Source organism: Pseudomonas helleri (assembly GCF_045830615.1).
GTDB lineage: Bacteria > Pseudomonadota > Gammaproteobacteria > Pseudomonadales > Pseudomonadaceae > Aquipseudomonas > Aquipseudomonas helleri.
The window spans coordinates 5,362,167-5,378,430 of the sequence record NZ_CP174501.1 but is presented as its reverse complement, the minus strand read 5'-3'; the positions used below and the strand labels follow the sequence as shown (position 1 = coordinate 5,378,430).

Genomic DNA, 16,264 nt, shown 5'->3' with positions numbered 1-16,264 from the left:
GCAAAGGATGGATACGTGAGCGAAACAGTCTTGCCAAAAGAACACGTGCAGCCCGCGCCAGAAGCGCCGGTTGAAAAACCTGTCATCAAGCCCGAGCGTCGGGGCAATGGTCTGGCCGCCTTCGCACTGTTGCTCGGCGCTGCCGGCATCGCGGTCGGCGGTTGGGCGGTGTGGCAGATGCGCCATCTGGAAGCCAGCACTGCCGAGCAATTGGCAGAGGTGCAGGCGCTGGGCGCACAAACACTGTCGATCAAACAGAGCGAGCAACAACTGCTGACGCGGCTCAACCAGTTGCCTTCGGCCAACGACCTGGATAACCAGCGTCAGTTGGTGGTGCAACTGCAAGGCGATCAGCAACGCTTGAATCAACGCCTTGAGACCGTGCTGGGGGCTAGCCGCAAAGACTGGCGCCTGGCCGAGGCCGAGCACTTGTTGCGTCTGGCCAGCCTGCGCTTGTCAGCGCTGCAAGACATCAGCAGCGCCCAGGCGCTGGTGCAGGGCGCCGATGACATTTTGCGCGAGCAGAATGATCCGGGTTCGTTCGCTGCCCGCGAGCAACTGGCCAAGAGCCTCGCTGCCTTGCGCAGCGTCGAACAGCCAGACCGCACGGGTGTGTTCCTGCAGTTGGCAGCCTTGCGTGATCAAGTGTCACAACTCACCGCGCTGGCGCCCGAGTTCAAGGACTCGGGTGATTCACTGCTGGGCCTGACCGCCGATGGCGACGGCACAAGCCGTTGGGAGCAATGGTGGGATGAAATCTCCCATTACATCCGTATCGACTTCAATGCCGACAAAAACGTGCGTCCGTTGCTGGCAGGGCAAAGCCTGACCCAAGTCCGTCTGGCCTTGAGCCTGGCGCTGGAGCAAGCGCAGTGGGCTGCGCTTAACGGTCAGGCCTCGGTCTACACCCAGGCCTTGGCGCAGGCGCAAGAGGTGCTCAAAGGCAACTTCAACCAGGACAACGCGCAAAGCCAAAAAATGCTGGAGCAAGTGGTTGAGCTGAGCAAGCAGCCGGTCACGGTCAAGACGCCGGACCTGGCGGGCACCCTGAGTGCGATGCAGGCCTACCTTGAGCGTCGGCATGTTGAGGCTGACGAACCGGGTCGTGCGGCTGCCAAACCGGCCGAGGAGGCCCGCCCATGAAGCGTCTGTATGTGATTGTGTTCTTGTTGATTGCGGCCGCTGCGTGCGTCGGCCTGGCAATCTCCGAGGACGCAGGCTACGTGCTGGTGGCTTACAAAAACTTCCGCTACGAATCCAGCCTGTGGGCCTCACTGGCCGTGCTGGTGATCCTGTGGCTGGTGATCTGGGGCATCAAGCTGTTGGTTGAGCTGTTCAGCGTCTCGACTGGCCTGGTCAACCCGTGGTCACGGCGTAACCGCAGCCGTCGCATTCAACTGGCGATTGAACAAGGCCAGATGGACTTGGCCGAGGGCCGCTGGGCCAGCGCGCAAAAACACCTGACCCGCGCTGCAGAAGCCGAGCGCCAACCGCTGCTGTTCTACCTCGGTGCCGCGCGTGCGGCCAACGAGCTGGGCCGTTACGAAGAGAGCGACAGCCTGCTTGAGCGCGCCCTTGAACGTCAGCCCCAGGCCGAACTGGCGATTGCCCTCAACCATGCGCAATTGCAAGTTGATCGCGCCGATACCGAAGGCGCCCTCAACACCTTGCAAGCTATGCACGAACGCCATCCGCATAACGTGCAGGTGCTGCGCCAGCTTCAGCGTCTGCACCAGCAGCGCGGCGACTGGTCGGCCCTGATCCGCCTGCTGCCTGAGTTGCGTAAAGACAAAGTCTTGCCTGCCCAGGAACTGGCTGAACTTGAACGCCGCGCCTGGGGGCAAAACCTTGGCCTGGCGGCGCAACGCGACACGGGGGGCGAGGCGGGGCTGCAGTCGTTGACCCTGGCCTGGCAGCAACTGACCTCGGCACAGCGTCAGGAGCCCACCCTGGTACTGGCTTATGCCGAGCAATTGCGCCGCCTGGGGGCACAGTCAGAGGCCGAAGAAGTGGTGCGCGGTGCGCTCAAGCGCACGTACGACAGCCACTTGGTGCGCCTGTATGGCTTGCTGCGGGGCAGCGACCCGGTCAAGCAATTGCAGACCGCAGAAGGGTGGCTCAAGGCGCACCCGGCGGATGCCAGCTTGCTGCTGACCCTGGGCCGCCTGTGCTTGCAGAACAGCCTGTGGGGCAAGGCGCGGGACTACTTCGAAAGCAGTCTCAAGCTTGAGCGCAACCCAGAAACTTGCGCAGAGCTTGCACGGCTCCTTGCCCAATTGGGTGACACGGCGCGCAGCAATCAGTTGTTTCAGGAAGGCCTGAACTTGCTGGATGAACGTTTGCTGGCGCTGCCTTTACCGCAATAGAGCGTTTTGTAAACACCCCCTGTGGAAACTGTCATCGGCCGTTATCACAGGGGGGAACCGCTTTTTAGGCGCGACAAGAAATTTCGTACGCTATCTGCACTAAAGCCTTTCAGCAGTTGTTGGTGATTCCCTACAAGCTTACGGAAGTATCCGTATTGGCTGGCCTTGAAAGGGCTATTGGCTTTCCTCTACCGTACCCGCCTGTCTATTTTGTTACGGAAAAGCCATGTTGTTGGCCTGCTCACGTTTCATATTCCTTTTGGCGTTGGTTGCCAGTGCTGCGGTGCTGGGCGCCTCTTTGTATCTGGAGTACGGGCCCGGGCTGAGCCCCTGTTTGCTCTGCCTGGTGCAACGCTATCTGTTACTGGCTTTTGGTGCGGTCAACCTGATCGCCTTTGTCCATGCGCCGCGTGCCATCGGCGTACTGGTTTACTCAATGGTGTCCATGCTGCTGGCTCTGGCGGGGTTGGCCAGTGCCACCTGCCAAGTGCTTTATCAGCGTTTGCCGGCCCAGCAGTTGATGATTTGTCAGCCCGATTTGGCGCAACTGTGGAACAACCTGTCACTGGGCGATCTGTTTACGTCGGTCTACCGCGGGACCGAAGCCTGCGCGCACATCCAGTGGACACTCTTTGACCTGAGCATCCCCGAGCTGAGCATGCTGGCGTTTGCAGGTTTGGCGGCGCTGAGTTTGTTCCAGTGGGTGCGCTATTTTTTACCGGTTAAAAAGCCCCGTCCTGCGACCAGAAGTAGCACTTCGTATTAAACGCTTGTATGAACTTTCTCTCGTGCGTACCTTGAAGCAGTTGCTTGGCGGGCATAATCTGGCCCGCACGCATTGTTGGAGTTATGTCGCCCATTGCCGGTGTATCTGCACAGGTTTTGGTCCACACAGGCCCGGCTCGGTCGGGTGGCATGGGCCCACTAGGGAAGAGAGATCATCATGCTCGAAAGATGTAAGAGTGCTCAGGAACGCTTCAATGGTGTTCACCAGTTGGTAGACCGCTGGTTGCAAGAGCGCAGCAGGCTTGTGAGCGCTTATGCGGCTGTCATTGATCAGCAGCGCAACCCCAAGCGCGGGCCTCAAAAAGTCTTCTGCCAAGTGCTGGTTGATTACGTTTCTGCGGGCCACTTCGAAATTTATGAGCAGCTCAACGCCGAGGCGAAAGCGTTCAATGATGAGCGCGGGCTCGCCTTGGCTGAGACCATCTACCCCCGAATCAACGTCATTACCGAAGCCGCTTTGGCCTTTAACGACCACTGCGTCGGCAAGGCGCATCGCCCGCATTGTAAAAAACTCGCCCGCGAATTCAAAACACTCGGCGCCTTGCTCGACGAGCGTTTTGAGCTTGAAGACTGCTTGATCGAAGTGCTGCACAGCGCGCACAAACAGAAAGAAGCCGCCCAGGCTTGATACCCCATTCGGTAGGAGCGAGCTTGCCTCGCGATCTTTTGATCTTTTAAAAGATCGCGAGGCAAGCTCGCTCCTACAGAAATTCGTCTTACTGCACCTTCAGCAACTCGATTTCAAACACCAGCGGCGTGTAAGGCGCGATCAAATCCCCTGCGCCTTCAGCCCCGTACGCCTGATTGGACGGTATCACCAGCCGCCATGTCGAACCGGTTGGCATCTGCGCCAGCGCCAAGCGCCACCCATTGATCACGCTGTCCAGGCGCAACCATTGTGGCTGCGTGCTCTGATCGAAAACCGTACCGTCCGGCAAACGCCCCACATAGTTCACGTACACCGAACTCTGAGCATCAGGTTTTGCCCCGGTGCCTGCCTTGAGTTCAGTCGCCAAAATGCCGTTACCCAACTCGCGGACGCCTGCTTTTTGTTTTTCTTTTAATAAAAAATCACGCTCGGCATTCAGTGCAACTTCGCTCTGCGGTTGCGCGGGCTCGGCATCGATTTGCGCCTGGTGCGCCGTCAATATTTGCTCGATTCGTTCATCACTCAGCGCTAGCGGCTTGCCTTCATAAGCGCTGCGCAAACCGTCGATCAAGGCCTGGATCTGTAGCTGCGGCACGTCTTCGCGCAAACGCTCGCCAAGGCTCGCACCCAAGCTGTAGGCCAGGTCGTGCGCGGCTTGCGGGCTTTGCGCCGGGGCCGCATGGGCCGAACAGGCAACGCACAAGAGGGTCAATAAAAGGGCACGCGACATGGGCAGTCTCCGGTCTTCAGTGCGAGCGATTATGCCTGTGCGAGCACGATTGTTTGGGGGAAATATCGAGGGCTTAAATAAACGCAGAAGTGGCCAATAAATTTATCTGAACAGGCCGCTAAAAAGTGATCTGGCACAAGTTTTCCGGCGCTATGCAACCCGCTGCTATGGTTAGTGTCAACATGATCTAGCGGCGGTTCTTACAGAGGTCTAGTATGAGCCGCACTCACTTCAGCCAGGAGGTAAACCATGTCGGCCAACAAGAAGACTGTTAATACGCCGTTGCACTTGCTCCAACAACTCTCAGGCAGCCTGCTTGAGCATTTGGAAAGCGCCTGTTCCCAAGCGCTGGCTGATGCTGAGAAGTTGCTCGCCAAGCTTGAAAAACAACGTGGCAAAGCTCAGGAAAAACTGCACAAGGCGCGTGAAAAACTGCAAGAAGCCGCTCACGCTGGCAAGTCCAAGGCACAAGCCAAAGCCAAGTCTTCCGTGAAAGAACTTGAGCAACTGCTGGACTCGCTCAAAGACCGTCAAACCGAAACGCGCGCTTATATCCAGCAACTCAAGCGTGATGCTCAAGAAAGCCTCAAGTTGGCCCAAGGCATTGGCCGGGTTAAAGAGGCCGTTGGCAAGGCCCTGACGGCTCGCACCGCCAAACCTGCTGCCAACGCTAAAAAGCCTGCGGCCAAAGCACCGGTTGCCGCCAAGGCGCCTGCTAAACCTGCTGCTAAAGCACCGGCCAAAGCGCCAGCAGCGGCCAAGCCTGCGGCTAAAACCGCTTCGGCAAAACCTGCTGCCAAAGCCCCTGCCGCCAAACCGGCCGCTGCTAAAGCGCCAGCCGCCAAGCCGGCGACAACCCGTACCGCTGCTGCAAAACCTGCCGCCAAGCCAGCCGCCGCTAAACCTGCTGCTGCCAAAGCCCCTGCATCCGCAGCCGCCAAACCAGCGGCCAGAACCCCGGCGGCCAAGCCCGCAGCAAAACCTGCTGCTGCTAAACCAGCGGCTAAACCTGCAGCGGCCAAACCGGCTTCCACAGCGGCCAAGGCACCTGCCAAGCCAGCGGTTAAACCTGCGGCCAAACCCGCTGCCAAGCCAGCCGTGAGAAAGCCAGCTGCCGCCAAGCCAGCCGCCAAGCCTGCGGCAAAACCTGCGACTGCGCCTGCAACCACCGCAGCCACCGCAACCGCAGCGCCAACACCGGCTGCTGCACCCGCTGCGGCGACACCCGCAACGCCGGCGACAACCCCTACCAGCGCTTCTTAAGCGTGGTTGATTGCGGCGCGCAGCGTTTGCAGCGCGCCGTGATCAGGGTGTTCAACCCCGCTGACCAGTCTTTGCAGCCAGTCGCAGTTGTCTTGCGATTGCGCAGGCAACCAGCCCAAGGTTGCCGTCTCCAGACGTCGCAATAACGTCCGTTCTGCCTCCAGCTCCAGGCCTTTGATCAGCCCGCGTAACGCAGACAGTTCGTCATCGTGCGTGGCCGCTTCGCGCCATTGCGTGCGTAATTGGCGCAAGGGCTGCACGACGTCGCGTTGCCAAGGCTCGGCGCAGGCCCGCAAGCACTCAAAACGCGCCTCATCACAGGCGATACGCCGGTGTTCCAGCCAGGCTGCGCACAGCAGCAGGCACACATCCAGGCCCTGACGTTGCAGGCTTAAACAGGCGTGTTCAATGCCGGGCAGGGCATAGACCTTCAAACAGTAATTCCACAGATCGGTCTGCATAGTGCAATTCGCGCCAGTTGAGAGGGAAGCTGGTAGACTCCGCGGCCATTATGATCCGACTTCAGAACCTGACTTTACAGCGTGGCCCTCAGCGTCTGCTAGAAGACGCCGAGCTGACCCTGCACGCCGGCCACAAAGCCGGTTTGGTCGGCGCCAATGGCGCCGGTAAATCCACTTTGTTCGCCTTGCTGCTGGGTGAGTTGACGCCTGATTCCGGGGATTGTCTGCTACCGGCCGACTGGCGGATTGCCCACATGCGGCAAGAAATCGACACTCTCGATCGCATTGCGATCGACTACGTGCTCGATGGCGACCAGCGCTTGCGCGAGGTTCAAGCCAATCTTTCCCAGGCTGAGGCCGCTCAGGACGGTGCCGCGCAGGCGCGCTGGCATGCCGAACTGGACAGCGCCGACGGTTACACCGCTGATGCCAGGGCGCGCAAAATGCTCGCCGGGCTGGGGTTTACCAACGAACAAATGGACCGCCCGGTCGCCGACTTCTCCGGCGGCTGGCGGATGCGCCTTAACCTGGCCCAGGCCCTGATGTGCCCGTCCGATCTGTTGTTGCTCGACGAACCGACCAACCACTTGGACCTCGACGCCATTCTGTGGCTCGAAGACTTCCTCAAAAGCTACCCCGGCACTATGTTGTTGATCTCCCACGACCGGGACTTCCTCGACGCCGTGGTCGATAACATCGCTCACGTCGAACAGCGCAAAATCACCCTCTATCGCGGGGGTTACAGCGCCTTTGAACGTGCCCGCGCCGAGCGTCTGGCCCAGCAACAACAGGCCTACGAGAAGCAGCAGGCGCAACGTGCGCACATGGAAAGCTACATCGCCCGCTTCAAGGCCCAGGCCACCAAGGCCCGTCAGGCGCAGAGCCGGATCAAGGCCCTTGAACGCATGGAAGAACTGAGCGCGGCCCACGTCGACTCACCGTTCAACTTCGTGTTCCGTGAAGCGGTCAAACTCTCCAGCCCGTTGCTCGACTTGTCGGACGCGCGTTTGGGGTATGGCGACAAAACCATCCTTGAGAAGGTCAAGCTGCAACTGGTGCCGGGTGCCCGCATCGGCCTGCTCGGCCCGAACGGTGCCGGTAAGTCGACCCTGATCAAAAACCTGGCGGGTGAGCTGGTTCCGCTGGCGGGGCGTCTGGCCCGTGGCGAAAACCTGTCGGTCGGTTACTTTGCCCAGCATCAACTCGACTCACTGGACTCCAAGGCCAGCCCGTTGCTGCACTTGCAGCGTCTGGCGCCGACCGAGCGTGAGCAAGTGTTGCGTGACTTCCTCGGCGGGTTCGACTTCCGCGGGGCGCGCATCGACGAGCCGGTGCTGAACTTTTCGGGCGGTGAAAAAGCCCGTCTGGCCCTCGCGTTGATCGCGTGGGAACGCCCGAATCTGTTGCTGCTCGACGAACCGACCAACCACCTTGACCTGGAAATGCGCCTGGCACTGACCATGGCCTTGCAAGAGTTCAGTGGTGCGGTGCTGGTGGTGTCTCACGATCGTCACTTGCTCAAAAGCACCACCGACGAGTTCTTGCTGGTGGCCGATGGCAAAGTCCAGGAGTTCGACGGCGACCTCGACGACTACGCCCGCTGGCTGGCTGATTACCGCCTGCGCAATGCGCCGGTGAGCAACACCGTAATCAACCCGGACAAGACCGATAAAAAGGCTCAACGTCAGGCGGCGGCTGCGTTGCGTCAGCAACTGGCACCGCACAAGCGTGAAGCCGACAAGCTCGAAAGCGAGTTGGGCAAAGTCACTGAAAAGCTCGCCCGGATCGAGACCAGCCTCGGTGACAGCGGCGTCTACGAGGCGGCGCGCAAAGACGAACTGCGTGAGTTGCTGGTCGATCAGGCCAAGCTCAAGGTGCTTGAAGGCCAGCTCGAAGAACGCTGGATGGAAGCCCTGGAAGTGCTTGAGACCTTGCAAGCCGAACTGGAAGCCCTGTCCTGATGGAGTCGCTCAACTTACCCGTACCGGCCGAGTTGATCGCGCCCCTATGGATCGGCGTGCAGATCTTGCTGATCCTGCTGGCGGGGTACTTCCTGCAACGCGTAGTTGCGCGTTTTCTGACCCGTCTGGGCGAGCGTTACCCTTTGCCGTCGCAGTTGCTGTTGCCGCTGCGAGGCGGGTTGCGCTGGTTCATCATGGGCAGCGCGGTGATCTTCGTTCTCGAACGCCTGGGCGTTTCGGCCACGGTGTTGTGGACGGCGCTGTCAGGCTTTGTGGCGGTGGCGGCGATTGCCTTCTTCGCCATGTGGAGCGTGCTGTCCAACCTGCTGTGCGCGGTGTTGATCTTCACCGTGGGGCCGTTTCGCATTGGCGACGTGGTGGAGTTGCTCGACACCCTCGACAAGCCGGGGGTCAAAGGTCGTGTCGTGGCCATCAACCTGCTGTACACCACCCTGGTTGAGCCTGCCGAAGCCGGCAGTGGCAGCAGCATGGTGCAAGTCCCCAACAGCCTGTTTTTCCAGCGCTCCGTGCGCCGCTGGCGCGAAGGCGATCTGTAAACACCCTTCCCTCTGTAGGAGCGAGCTTGCCTCGCGATCTTTTGATCTTAAAAAAGATCGCGAGACAAGCTCGCTCCTACACGCACTATCCGCAAAAACATCTGGTTAATTTTCAGCCCGCGCATTAGCTTAAGGCCTTGTTACAGTTTTTGTCCGAGGTGTGCGATGTCGCTGGAAACGTGGTTGGCCTTTTTCGCTGCTTGCTGGGTCATCAGCCTGTCGCCTGGCGCAGGCGCCATTGCGTCGATGTCGTGCGGCCTGCAATACGGCTTCTGGCGCGGCTATTGGAATGCGCTGGGCCTGCAATTGGGTCTGGCCCTGCAAATCTTCATTGTCGCCGCCGGTGTCGGTGCCATCCTCGCCGCATCGTCCACCGCCTTCTACGCGATCAAATGGTTTGGCGTGGCCTACCTCGTTTACCTCGCCGTAAAACAATGGCGTGCCTTGCCGTCCGACCTCAGCGACGACTCGGCCATCCGCCCCATCGGCAAACCACTGGCGCTGGTGTTTCGTGGCTTTCTGGTGAATGTCAGCAACCCCAAAGCGCTGGTGTTCATGCTCGCGGTGCTGCCGCAGTTTGTGAACCCGAACGAACCCTTGGTGAGCCAGTACCTGACCTTGGGCGTGACCATGATTGCTGTCGATTTGATCGTCATGGCCGGTTACACCGGCTTGGCATCCAAGGTCTTGCGCCTGCTGCGCACGCCCAAACAGCAGCGCCGCCTGAACCGCACCTTTGCCGGTTTGTTCGTGGGTGCCGCAGGGTTTCTGGCGACGTTGCACCGCGCCACCACCTAAAAATCTTGAGTCGCGGTCATTGGAAGTGAACAATGTGTTACTTCTCATTTCCACCCGGATCTTTCAATGACCGCCCGATCGCGCTGTTTGGCCTGGCTGATGGTGCCAGTGCTCGCGTTGTGCAGCCTCGCTGTTTCAGCCAATTCCCCAGAAGGTGCTTCCCAAGCGTTGCACCTTATTGACTACATCGGTGCGGACTATCCGCCTACGGTCGAAGACGGCAAAGTCATCGACGAAACCGAGTATCACGAACAGTTAGAATTCCTCACCGTCCTCAAGGGTCTGATTGCCGACTTGCCTGAGCGCCCTGAGCGCCCTGAGCGTGCGGAGCTGGCACAAGGTGTTGAGGCCCTGCAATCGGCCATTGAACAGCGCGAAGACGGCGCCAAGGTCGCCCGTGAGGCGCGCCAGTTGGGAGCCAAGCTGGCCGTCGCTTACGAAGTCAGCCAAGCGCCGGTGATTACCCCGGATCCTGCACGCGGTGAGCCGCTGTACGCCCTGCATTGCTCGGTGTGCCATGGTGCCACCGGCGCCGGGGACGGCCCGGCCAGCATGGGCATGACCCCGCCACCGGCCAACCTGCGCGATGCTGCGCGTCTTGACCGCCTGAGCCTCTACGCGATTTTCAACACCCTGGCGCTGGGCGTTGAAGGCACCGACATGCCTGCTTTTGCCGACCAACTGGACGACCGTCAGCGCTGGGACCTGGCCACCTATGTGGCGGGCCTGAGTGCAGACCCAGCGGCGGCTAAAGCAGACAAAACCTACGACCTCGCTGAATTGGCCCGTCAGACCCCCGGCGAAGTGCTGGCCGCAGAAGGCCCGCAAGCCGCCGCGACGTTCCGCGCACAGCGGGCACAGCCGCCGCAGGTCAAGCGCGGCCCGGCGCAGTTGCTCGACTACACCAGCCAAACCCTGGACAAAAGCCTGGCGGCCTATCGCGAGGGGGATCGTGAGCAAGCCTACGACCTGTCTGTAGCGGCCTACCTGGAAGGCTTTGAGCTGGTAGAAAGCTCGCTGGACAACGTCGACAGCAGCGTGCGTAAAACCACCGAAAAAGCCCTGATGGCGTATCGGCAATCGCTGCAGGACGGCTTGCCCATCGAACAGGTCGAGCAGCGTCTGGACGCGGCCAAAGCCTTGCTCAAAGAGTCGGCCGGGCTGCTGGGCAGCGATGGCTTGAGCTGGTCCCTGAGCTACATTTCGGGTTTGTTGATTCTGCTGCGTGAAGGCCTGGAAGCGATTCTGGTGCTGGCGGCGATCCTCGCCTTCTTGCGCAACACCGGCCAGCAATCGGCGGTACGCAGCGTCAACATCGGCTGGGGCCTGGCTTTGGTCGCGGGCTTGGCCACCTGGGCGCTGGCCGCCTACGTGATTGACGTCAGCGGCGCCCAGCGCGAACTGCTCGAAGGCTGCACCGCGTTGTTTGCCAGCGTCATGGTGCTGTGGCTGGGCGTGTGGATGCACGACCGCCGCCATGCCGATGCCTGGCAGGACTACATCAAAAGCAGCCTGGTCAGCGGCGGCGGGCGGTTTGGCTTTGCGGTGCTGGCGTTCTTCTCGGTGTACCGCGAACTGTTCGAAGTGATCCTGTTCTACGAAACCCTGTGGCTGCAAGCGGGCCCGGCCGGGCATGACGCCGTACTGGCAGGCGGCGCCACGGCGCTGGTGCTGCTGATCGGCCTGGCGTGGATCATCCTGCGCGGCTCAGCCAAATTGCCACTGGGCGTATTCTTCGGCATCAACGCCGCGTTGTTGTGCGCCTTGTCCGTCGTCTTCGCCGGCCATGGCGTCAAAGCCCTGCAGGAAGCCGGAATCTTTGGCACACGACCTGTGCCGTTCTTCGAGTTCGACTGGCTCGGCATCCACGCAGACGCCTACTCGCTCAGCGCACAAGCCATCGCCATCCTGGCGATCATCGTGCTCTACACCCGCAGCAGACTGGCTGAAAAGCGTCGGGAACAGGCTTCTTAATCTCCGTTCCCCCCTGTAGCCGCAGGCAGCGGCTACAGGGGTGGCGCAGGGCTGAACACCGCACCCGGGCATAAAAAATCAATGTGATAGCCCGACGATCCATCGCCCAGAGCAACATGTATTCCGCTAATCCCCTCGTTCATTTGGGAATTAACGGAGTAATCAATAAACGGGGCGATGGCATCATTAACCCCGACTGCAAATTCTGTGAGTTTCAACCCTCTAGAGCCTGCCGCACGCTCAAGCAAAGTGATGTGCTCAATATTATTAACTTTAAATGAAGTAATTGTATTGTGTTCGACAATCAAGAGTGCCGTATGTTGTGCCACGGCCGAGGTTAATTGCTCCAGTGCCAGCTTTAGTTCGTTGTCGGGTAAGGGCGTGTGCTTTCTAAGAACAGTAAGAATGCCAAAGATGGTTAAGTAGCCGCTAAACTGAAAAGGACAGGCAGTTTGTGCATTCATATGAGCGTAATGAACTTCGAAAAACTCAGCGGCTGAATAAATGAAATTGCTGCTGATATCTTCTTCGATCATGGCGTAGGGCGTGGCGTCTTCTAAAATGATGACGCTGGCGTCTGCGTGCTGGCCCTTTACGTCGAACTGTGTGTGAGCATCCAGCAATGCCAAAATGAGTTTTTGCTTGCGGAGCGCAGCATAAAAATCGCTCTTTATGATGAGCGATAAACCGTACAGTGCACTTTTGACTGAGGGTTCAAAAACATGTGTTGCGCAAAAAACACTTTGTTTGCTTGAGGCATGCTTCGCTATGTCGAATGTTTTGCGCGCTGCATCATTACAAAATGAGAACACAACACTGCAAGCCGGGAGGTGCTCGATTTGGCTGAGTGATTGTGTGTTAAAGCCAACAGCAGTGCACTCTCGAAGAAAATCGTCGTTGTCAGAAATAACCCAAGAGTCCTTAAAGTCTAGAGGTGCAATTTTTGTGGGCACACGCATATCCTCTGAAAAAGTGAGTGCCCGCTGATGGGGTTACAGGCACTCACATAGGCATTGGTTTATCGGTGATTAGTCAGGCTGGTAAGCCCATACAAGGGGTGCCCAGCCAAAATTATCCGGACCAGAAGTCATGCGGTTGAATTTTGGTTTTGGAACAGTCAGGTCAGTCATCTTTATTATCCTTATTGATAGGGCTCCTGTTTTTCAGGAGGTAGATAAGTTATAGGGCGATATTTTTAAAAAGGGTAGTTCTATTTTTGTCTGGTTATATCGTTTCGGTGTTTGGAATTCCACTTGTGGTTTATTCGGTTATTTGTGTAGGAAGCGTATGTAGTCCATGTCTGATGTTAGATGTTGTTCAGGTATTTTTATTAATTTTCGTTGTGAGAAGGTGCGTATTTGATCTAGATTCGGACCCTTATAAAGTATTCACGGGAATTTACCGTGGCTCGAATGAGGGATGGTTATGCATTCATCTAAAGCTTATTTGTGTGCCCGCTTGGTCAATGAGGCTCTTGAACTTAATGACCTCACAGAGTTGAAGCACCCTGCTCATGCTATTGGCCTTTTATTAGATGAAGTGCTTGAAGGGTTGAAAGCGCGAGGCTGGCCTGATGCACAGGTTTTAAGAGGGCCCCGAATAGTGTCTGCGCAAGAAAACTATGGATTGCTTGGCTATGATCCTGCTGAAGTCACCTTGGGCAGTGAACACACGCGTTGGGTGGATGAGCATTCGCTCCTGCGCACTCAAACCACCAGTCAGATTCCAAAGGCATTGCAGCAGGCGGCGCAGAATCGTAAAGCCGGGGAGCTTATTTTATTGGCGGCGCCCGGGATCACCTTCAGACGTGACAGCCGCGACAGGTGGCATTGCGCAGAACCTCATCAGATGGATATTTGGGTCTTGGGCGATCCGCAACTTTCAACGCGTGAGCATTTGCTCAGGCTGGTCGCAGATATCCTTGAATGTTCAGTGCCCGGCATGTCGTGGATTTATCAGAGCAGCCCGCATCACTACACAGAGGGTGGCATTGAAGTAAACCTGCTCCTGGATAAGCAGCCCATTGAAGTGCTTGAGTGTGGCTGTATTGCCCGCTCACTGTTGCAAAGACTGGGTGTGGACCCTGCCAAGCATGGTGGACTGGCGTTGGGCATGGGTCTGGATCGCCTGACCATGCTGCGCAAAGGTATCCCGGATATTCGTCTGCTGCGTGACCCCAATGAGCGCGTTCAGGCGCAACTGCATGATCTGCTCCCCTGGAAGGCGGTTTCGCGTTTGCCTTCCATCTCACGGGATATTTCGCTGGCCGTGACACCGGGCTTGAGTGAAGAGGTGCTGACCGAAAAGATGTTGCTGGCAGCCGGGGATAACGCGGCCTGGATTGAAGAAATGCACATTAAAGGCCGATGGGCCATGGCGGATCTGCCCGTGCAGGCGATTGAGCGGCTGGGCCTTTTGCCGGGTCAGGAAAACGTTTTGCTGAGGGTGGTGCTTCGCGATTGTTCGCGTTCCATCACCACGTCAGAAGCCAATGCGCTGTATGAACGTATTCAGTCGGCGTTGCATGAAGGTGCAGAAGGGGGCGGATACAAAATCAATGGCTAAGTCTATGGGCTGCTAGGGGGTGGTCGGAAAATGCTAGCCTTCACCTTATTACTTAATGTGGAGCTACCCCCATGCGTGTCTGGATCGACGCAGACGCTTGCCCCAAGGCTGCGAAGGATCAGGTCATAAAATTCGCGCTCAAGCGTCAGTTTGAGGTGGTGCTGGTGGCCGGGCAGAGTCAGGTCAAGCCGACGTATACGTTGGTGAAGCTGATTGTGGTGCCCAGTGGCCCGGATGCGGCGGATGACTATTTGGTCGAGCATGCCGTGCCCGGCGAGTTGGTGATTTGCAGCGATGTGCCGCTGGCCGACCGGCTGGTGAAGAAGGGCGTGGCAGCGCTGGACCCGCGCGGTAAAGAGTTTGACGCGCAGAACATGGGCGAGCGGCTGGCGGTGCGCAATCTGTTTACCGATTTGCGTGAGCAAGGCCAGGTCGGTGGCGGACAGGGTGCTTATGGCGAACGCGACAAGCAGGCGTTCGCCAATGCACTGGACCGGATTCTGACCCGGCTCGCGCGGGGCTGATTACGCGTGCTGGGTCAGCTCCAGGACGCGGTCGACCATTTTGTTGATGCCAGAAGCCGCTTCGCTGATGGACTGGGCCAGCATGTAGGCCGGGGTGCTGACCAGTTTGCGGGCTTTGTCTTCGACGATGTCCGAGACTTCACATTCCTGGTGAGTGCCGCCCATTTTTTCTACCGCAGCGGCGGTGTCTGCGTCTTTGCCGATGGTACAGATCACGCCAGGGCCGTAGATTTTGGCGGCAATGGCCGGTGAGATGCACATCAAACCGATCGGCTTGCCCGCCTCGGCAAAGGCTTCAGCCAGGGCCAGAACATCGGGTTGAACGCTGCAGGCAGCGCCTTCAGTGGCGAAGCTAGAAAGGTTTTTGGCGGCGCCAAACCCGCCGGGTACGATCAGTGCGTCAAAGTCGTCCACCTTGGCTTCACGAATGTCCTTGATCTCGCCACGGGCGATACGCGCCGACTCGACCAGCACATTGCGCGACTCGGGCATTTCTTCGCCGGTCAGGTGGTTGATGACGTGCAGTTGCGCAATGTTCGGCGCGAAGCATTGCACGTGGGCGCCACGCTGACTGAGGCGCAGCAGGGTGATCACGCTTTCGTGGATTTCGGTGCCGTCATAGACGCCACAGCCGGAAAGAACAACGGCAATATTTTTGGTGGTCATGGTGGGTCTCCTTGTTCGTGGCGTTACTGTCTCTTTATTTGGCAACTGATGCCAGTGGGAGGTTCCGCGATCACGCAGGCGCTGCGGTGCAGCGCCCAGGGAGAGGGTGTGTGCGAGCGCACACACCGGCTCATTCCGCTGGTGGGGTGTTAACTTCAGCGGCTTTGTTTTTTTCTTCCAGCGCGGTCTGTTTGGCCAGGCGTGCGTTTTTGAAGCGCCGGCGCAGCCACAGGCAGCCGCCCAGCACCAGCAAGGCGCCCAGTACCCACAGCTCGTACTTTTTGACGCTGCCCAGCAGGCCTTCCAGCACGGCGCCAAAGTGGTAGGCGGCGGTGGCCAGGGCAACGGCCCAAATGGCGGCACCAATCCCGTTGAGCAGCAGGTAGCGGCCCGGTGGGTAGCCTGAAAGGCCAATGGCCACGGGCATGACGGTGCGCAGACCGTACACAAAACGGAAGCTCAAGACCCAGATGTCCGGGTGCTTGCGGATATGCTCCAGCGCCTTGTCGCCCATGAGTTGCCAGCGCGGTTTGCGCGCCAACAATTTGCGGCCGTGTTTGCGCCCCAGGAAGTACCACAGCTGGTCGCCGGCATAACTGCCGAGGAACGCCACGATCATGACCAGTTTAAGGTCCATGTATCCGCGGAACGCCAAGAAGCCTGCGAGAACCAGGATGGTCTCACCTTCAAAGAACGTCCCTAGAAACAGGGCGAAGTAACCGAATTCTTGAAGAAATTGTTGGAGCATTGTCTGGATGCTGGAGAAATGAACGCGCAGCCTACGCCTTAAGGGACGTTCAGGAAAGTATCGAACTGTGTCTTCTCATGAACAATTCCTACAAATCGTAAGTATTTGACCTACATCATAAGGGTTGTCATCTAGGATTCATGACACGTTGCTATAACGGTCGCGCGCGACGCATTTAAAAATCTGTAGCCGCTGCCGCAGGCTGCGATGGGTTGC

At 58.5% G+C, this 16,264-nt stretch carries 16 protein-coding genes; 11 read left to right on the top strand and 5 right to left on the bottom strand.

From position 1 onward, the window contains the following. Positions 1-15: 15 nt before the first annotated feature. From ACJJU9_RS24205 to rsd, 4 genes are all read left to right on the top strand, one after another. Complete coding sequence (locus ACJJU9_RS24205) at positions 16-1,143, top strand: uroporphyrinogen-III C-methyltransferase (RefSeq protein ID WP_407729708.1); 1,128 nt, start codon at positions 16-18, stop codon at positions 1,141-1,143. Further along, entirely contained in the window at positions 1,140-2,366 is a 1,227-nt protein-coding gene (locus ACJJU9_RS24200; protein ID WP_048366910.1) for a heme biosynthesis protein HemY, read from the top strand. The genes ACJJU9_RS24205 and ACJJU9_RS24200 overlap by 4 nt, the downstream gene beginning before the upstream one ends. A gap of 226 nt (positions 2,367-2,592) precedes the next feature. Next, entirely contained in the window at positions 2,593-3,132 is a 540-nt protein-coding gene (locus ACJJU9_RS24195; RefSeq protein WP_048390495.1) for a disulfide bond formation protein B, read from the top strand. A gap of 177 nt (positions 3,133-3,309) precedes the next feature. Then, on the top strand, positions 3,310-3,780 hold the full coding sequence (gene rsd, locus ACJJU9_RS24190) for a sigma D regulator (RefSeq protein WP_407729707.1): 471 nt from the start codon (positions 3,310-3,312) through the stop codon (positions 3,778-3,780). A gap of 88 nt (positions 3,781-3,868) precedes the next feature. Here rsd and ACJJU9_RS24185 read toward each other — a convergent pair whose 3' ends face one another. After that, positions 3,869-4,444, bottom strand: a complete 576-nt coding sequence (locus ACJJU9_RS24185; RefSeq protein ID WP_407731030.1) for an FKBP-type peptidyl-prolyl cis-trans isomerase — start codon at positions 4,442-4,444, stop codon at positions 3,869-3,871. Positions 4,445-4,780: 336 nt separating this feature from the next. Between ACJJU9_RS24185 and ACJJU9_RS24180 the strand changes: the two genes are divergently transcribed. After that, positions 4,781-5,794 carry an AlgP family protein gene (locus tag ACJJU9_RS24180; RefSeq protein WP_407729706.1) on the top strand — a complete coding sequence of 338 codons (1,014 nt, stop codon included), beginning with the start codon at positions 4,781-4,783 and terminating at the stop codon, positions 5,792-5,794. Here the strand turns inward: ACJJU9_RS24180 and ACJJU9_RS24175 are convergent. Continuing rightward, on the bottom strand, positions 5,791-6,255 hold the full coding sequence (locus ACJJU9_RS24175) for a TIGR02444 family protein (RefSeq protein ID WP_407729705.1): 465 nt from the start codon (positions 6,253-6,255) through the stop codon (positions 5,791-5,793). The genes ACJJU9_RS24180 and ACJJU9_RS24175 overlap by 4 nt on opposite strands. A 50-nt stretch (positions 6,256-6,305) precedes the next feature. Here ACJJU9_RS24175 and abc-f point away from each other — a divergent pair, with 50 nt between their 5' ends. From abc-f to ACJJU9_RS24155, 4 genes are all read left to right on the top strand, one after another. Next, positions 6,306-8,216, top strand: coding sequence for a ribosomal protection-like ABC-F family protein (abc-f, locus tag ACJJU9_RS24170; protein WP_407729704.1), 1,911 nt, complete (start codon positions 6,306-6,308; stop codon positions 8,214-8,216). Next, a complete protein-coding gene (locus ACJJU9_RS24165; RefSeq protein ID WP_048390485.1) occupies positions 8,216-8,773 on the top strand; it encodes a mechanosensitive ion channel family protein in 558 nt (185 codons plus the stop codon). Before abc-f ends, ACJJU9_RS24165 begins: the two co-directional genes overlap by 1 nt. A gap of 165 nt (positions 8,774-8,938) precedes the next feature. Continuing rightward, complete coding sequence (locus tag ACJJU9_RS24160) at positions 8,939-9,571, top strand: LysE family transporter (RefSeq protein WP_048366902.1); 633 nt, start codon at positions 8,939-8,941, stop codon at positions 9,569-9,571. 66 nt (positions 9,572-9,637) lie between these two features. Continuing rightward, complete coding sequence (locus tag ACJJU9_RS24155) at positions 9,638-11,545, top strand: FTR1 family protein (RefSeq protein ID WP_407729703.1); 1,908 nt, start codon at positions 9,638-9,640, stop codon at positions 11,543-11,545. Between the two features lie 32 nt (positions 11,546-11,577). Here ACJJU9_RS24155 and ACJJU9_RS24150 read toward each other — a convergent pair whose 3' ends face one another. Beyond that, positions 11,578-12,504, bottom strand: a complete 927-nt coding sequence (locus ACJJU9_RS24150) for a hypothetical protein (protein ID WP_407729702.1) — start codon at positions 12,502-12,504, stop codon at positions 11,578-11,580. A 466-nt stretch (positions 12,505-12,970) separates the two neighbouring features. Here ACJJU9_RS24150 and ACJJU9_RS24145 point away from each other — a divergent pair, with 466 nt between their 5' ends. Beyond that, entirely contained in the window at positions 12,971-14,110 is a 1,140-nt protein-coding gene (locus ACJJU9_RS24145) for a hypothetical protein (RefSeq protein WP_278939343.1), read from the top strand. A gap of 71 nt (positions 14,111-14,181) precedes the next feature. Next, a complete protein-coding gene (locus ACJJU9_RS24140) occupies positions 14,182-14,634 on the top strand; it encodes a YaiI/YqxD family protein (protein ID WP_048366900.1) in 453 nt (150 codons plus the stop codon). Here ACJJU9_RS24140 and elbB read toward each other — a convergent pair whose 3' ends face one another. Continuing rightward, complete coding sequence (elbB, locus tag ACJJU9_RS24135; protein ID WP_048366899.1) at positions 14,635-15,300, bottom strand: isoprenoid biosynthesis glyoxalase ElbB; 666 nt, start codon at positions 15,298-15,300, stop codon at positions 14,635-14,637. Between the two features lie 130 nt (positions 15,301-15,430). Continuing rightward, a complete protein-coding gene (locus ACJJU9_RS24130) occupies positions 15,431-16,048 on the bottom strand; it encodes a DedA family protein (RefSeq protein ID WP_048366898.1) in 618 nt (205 codons plus the stop codon). Positions 16,049-16,264 lie beyond the last annotated feature (216 nt).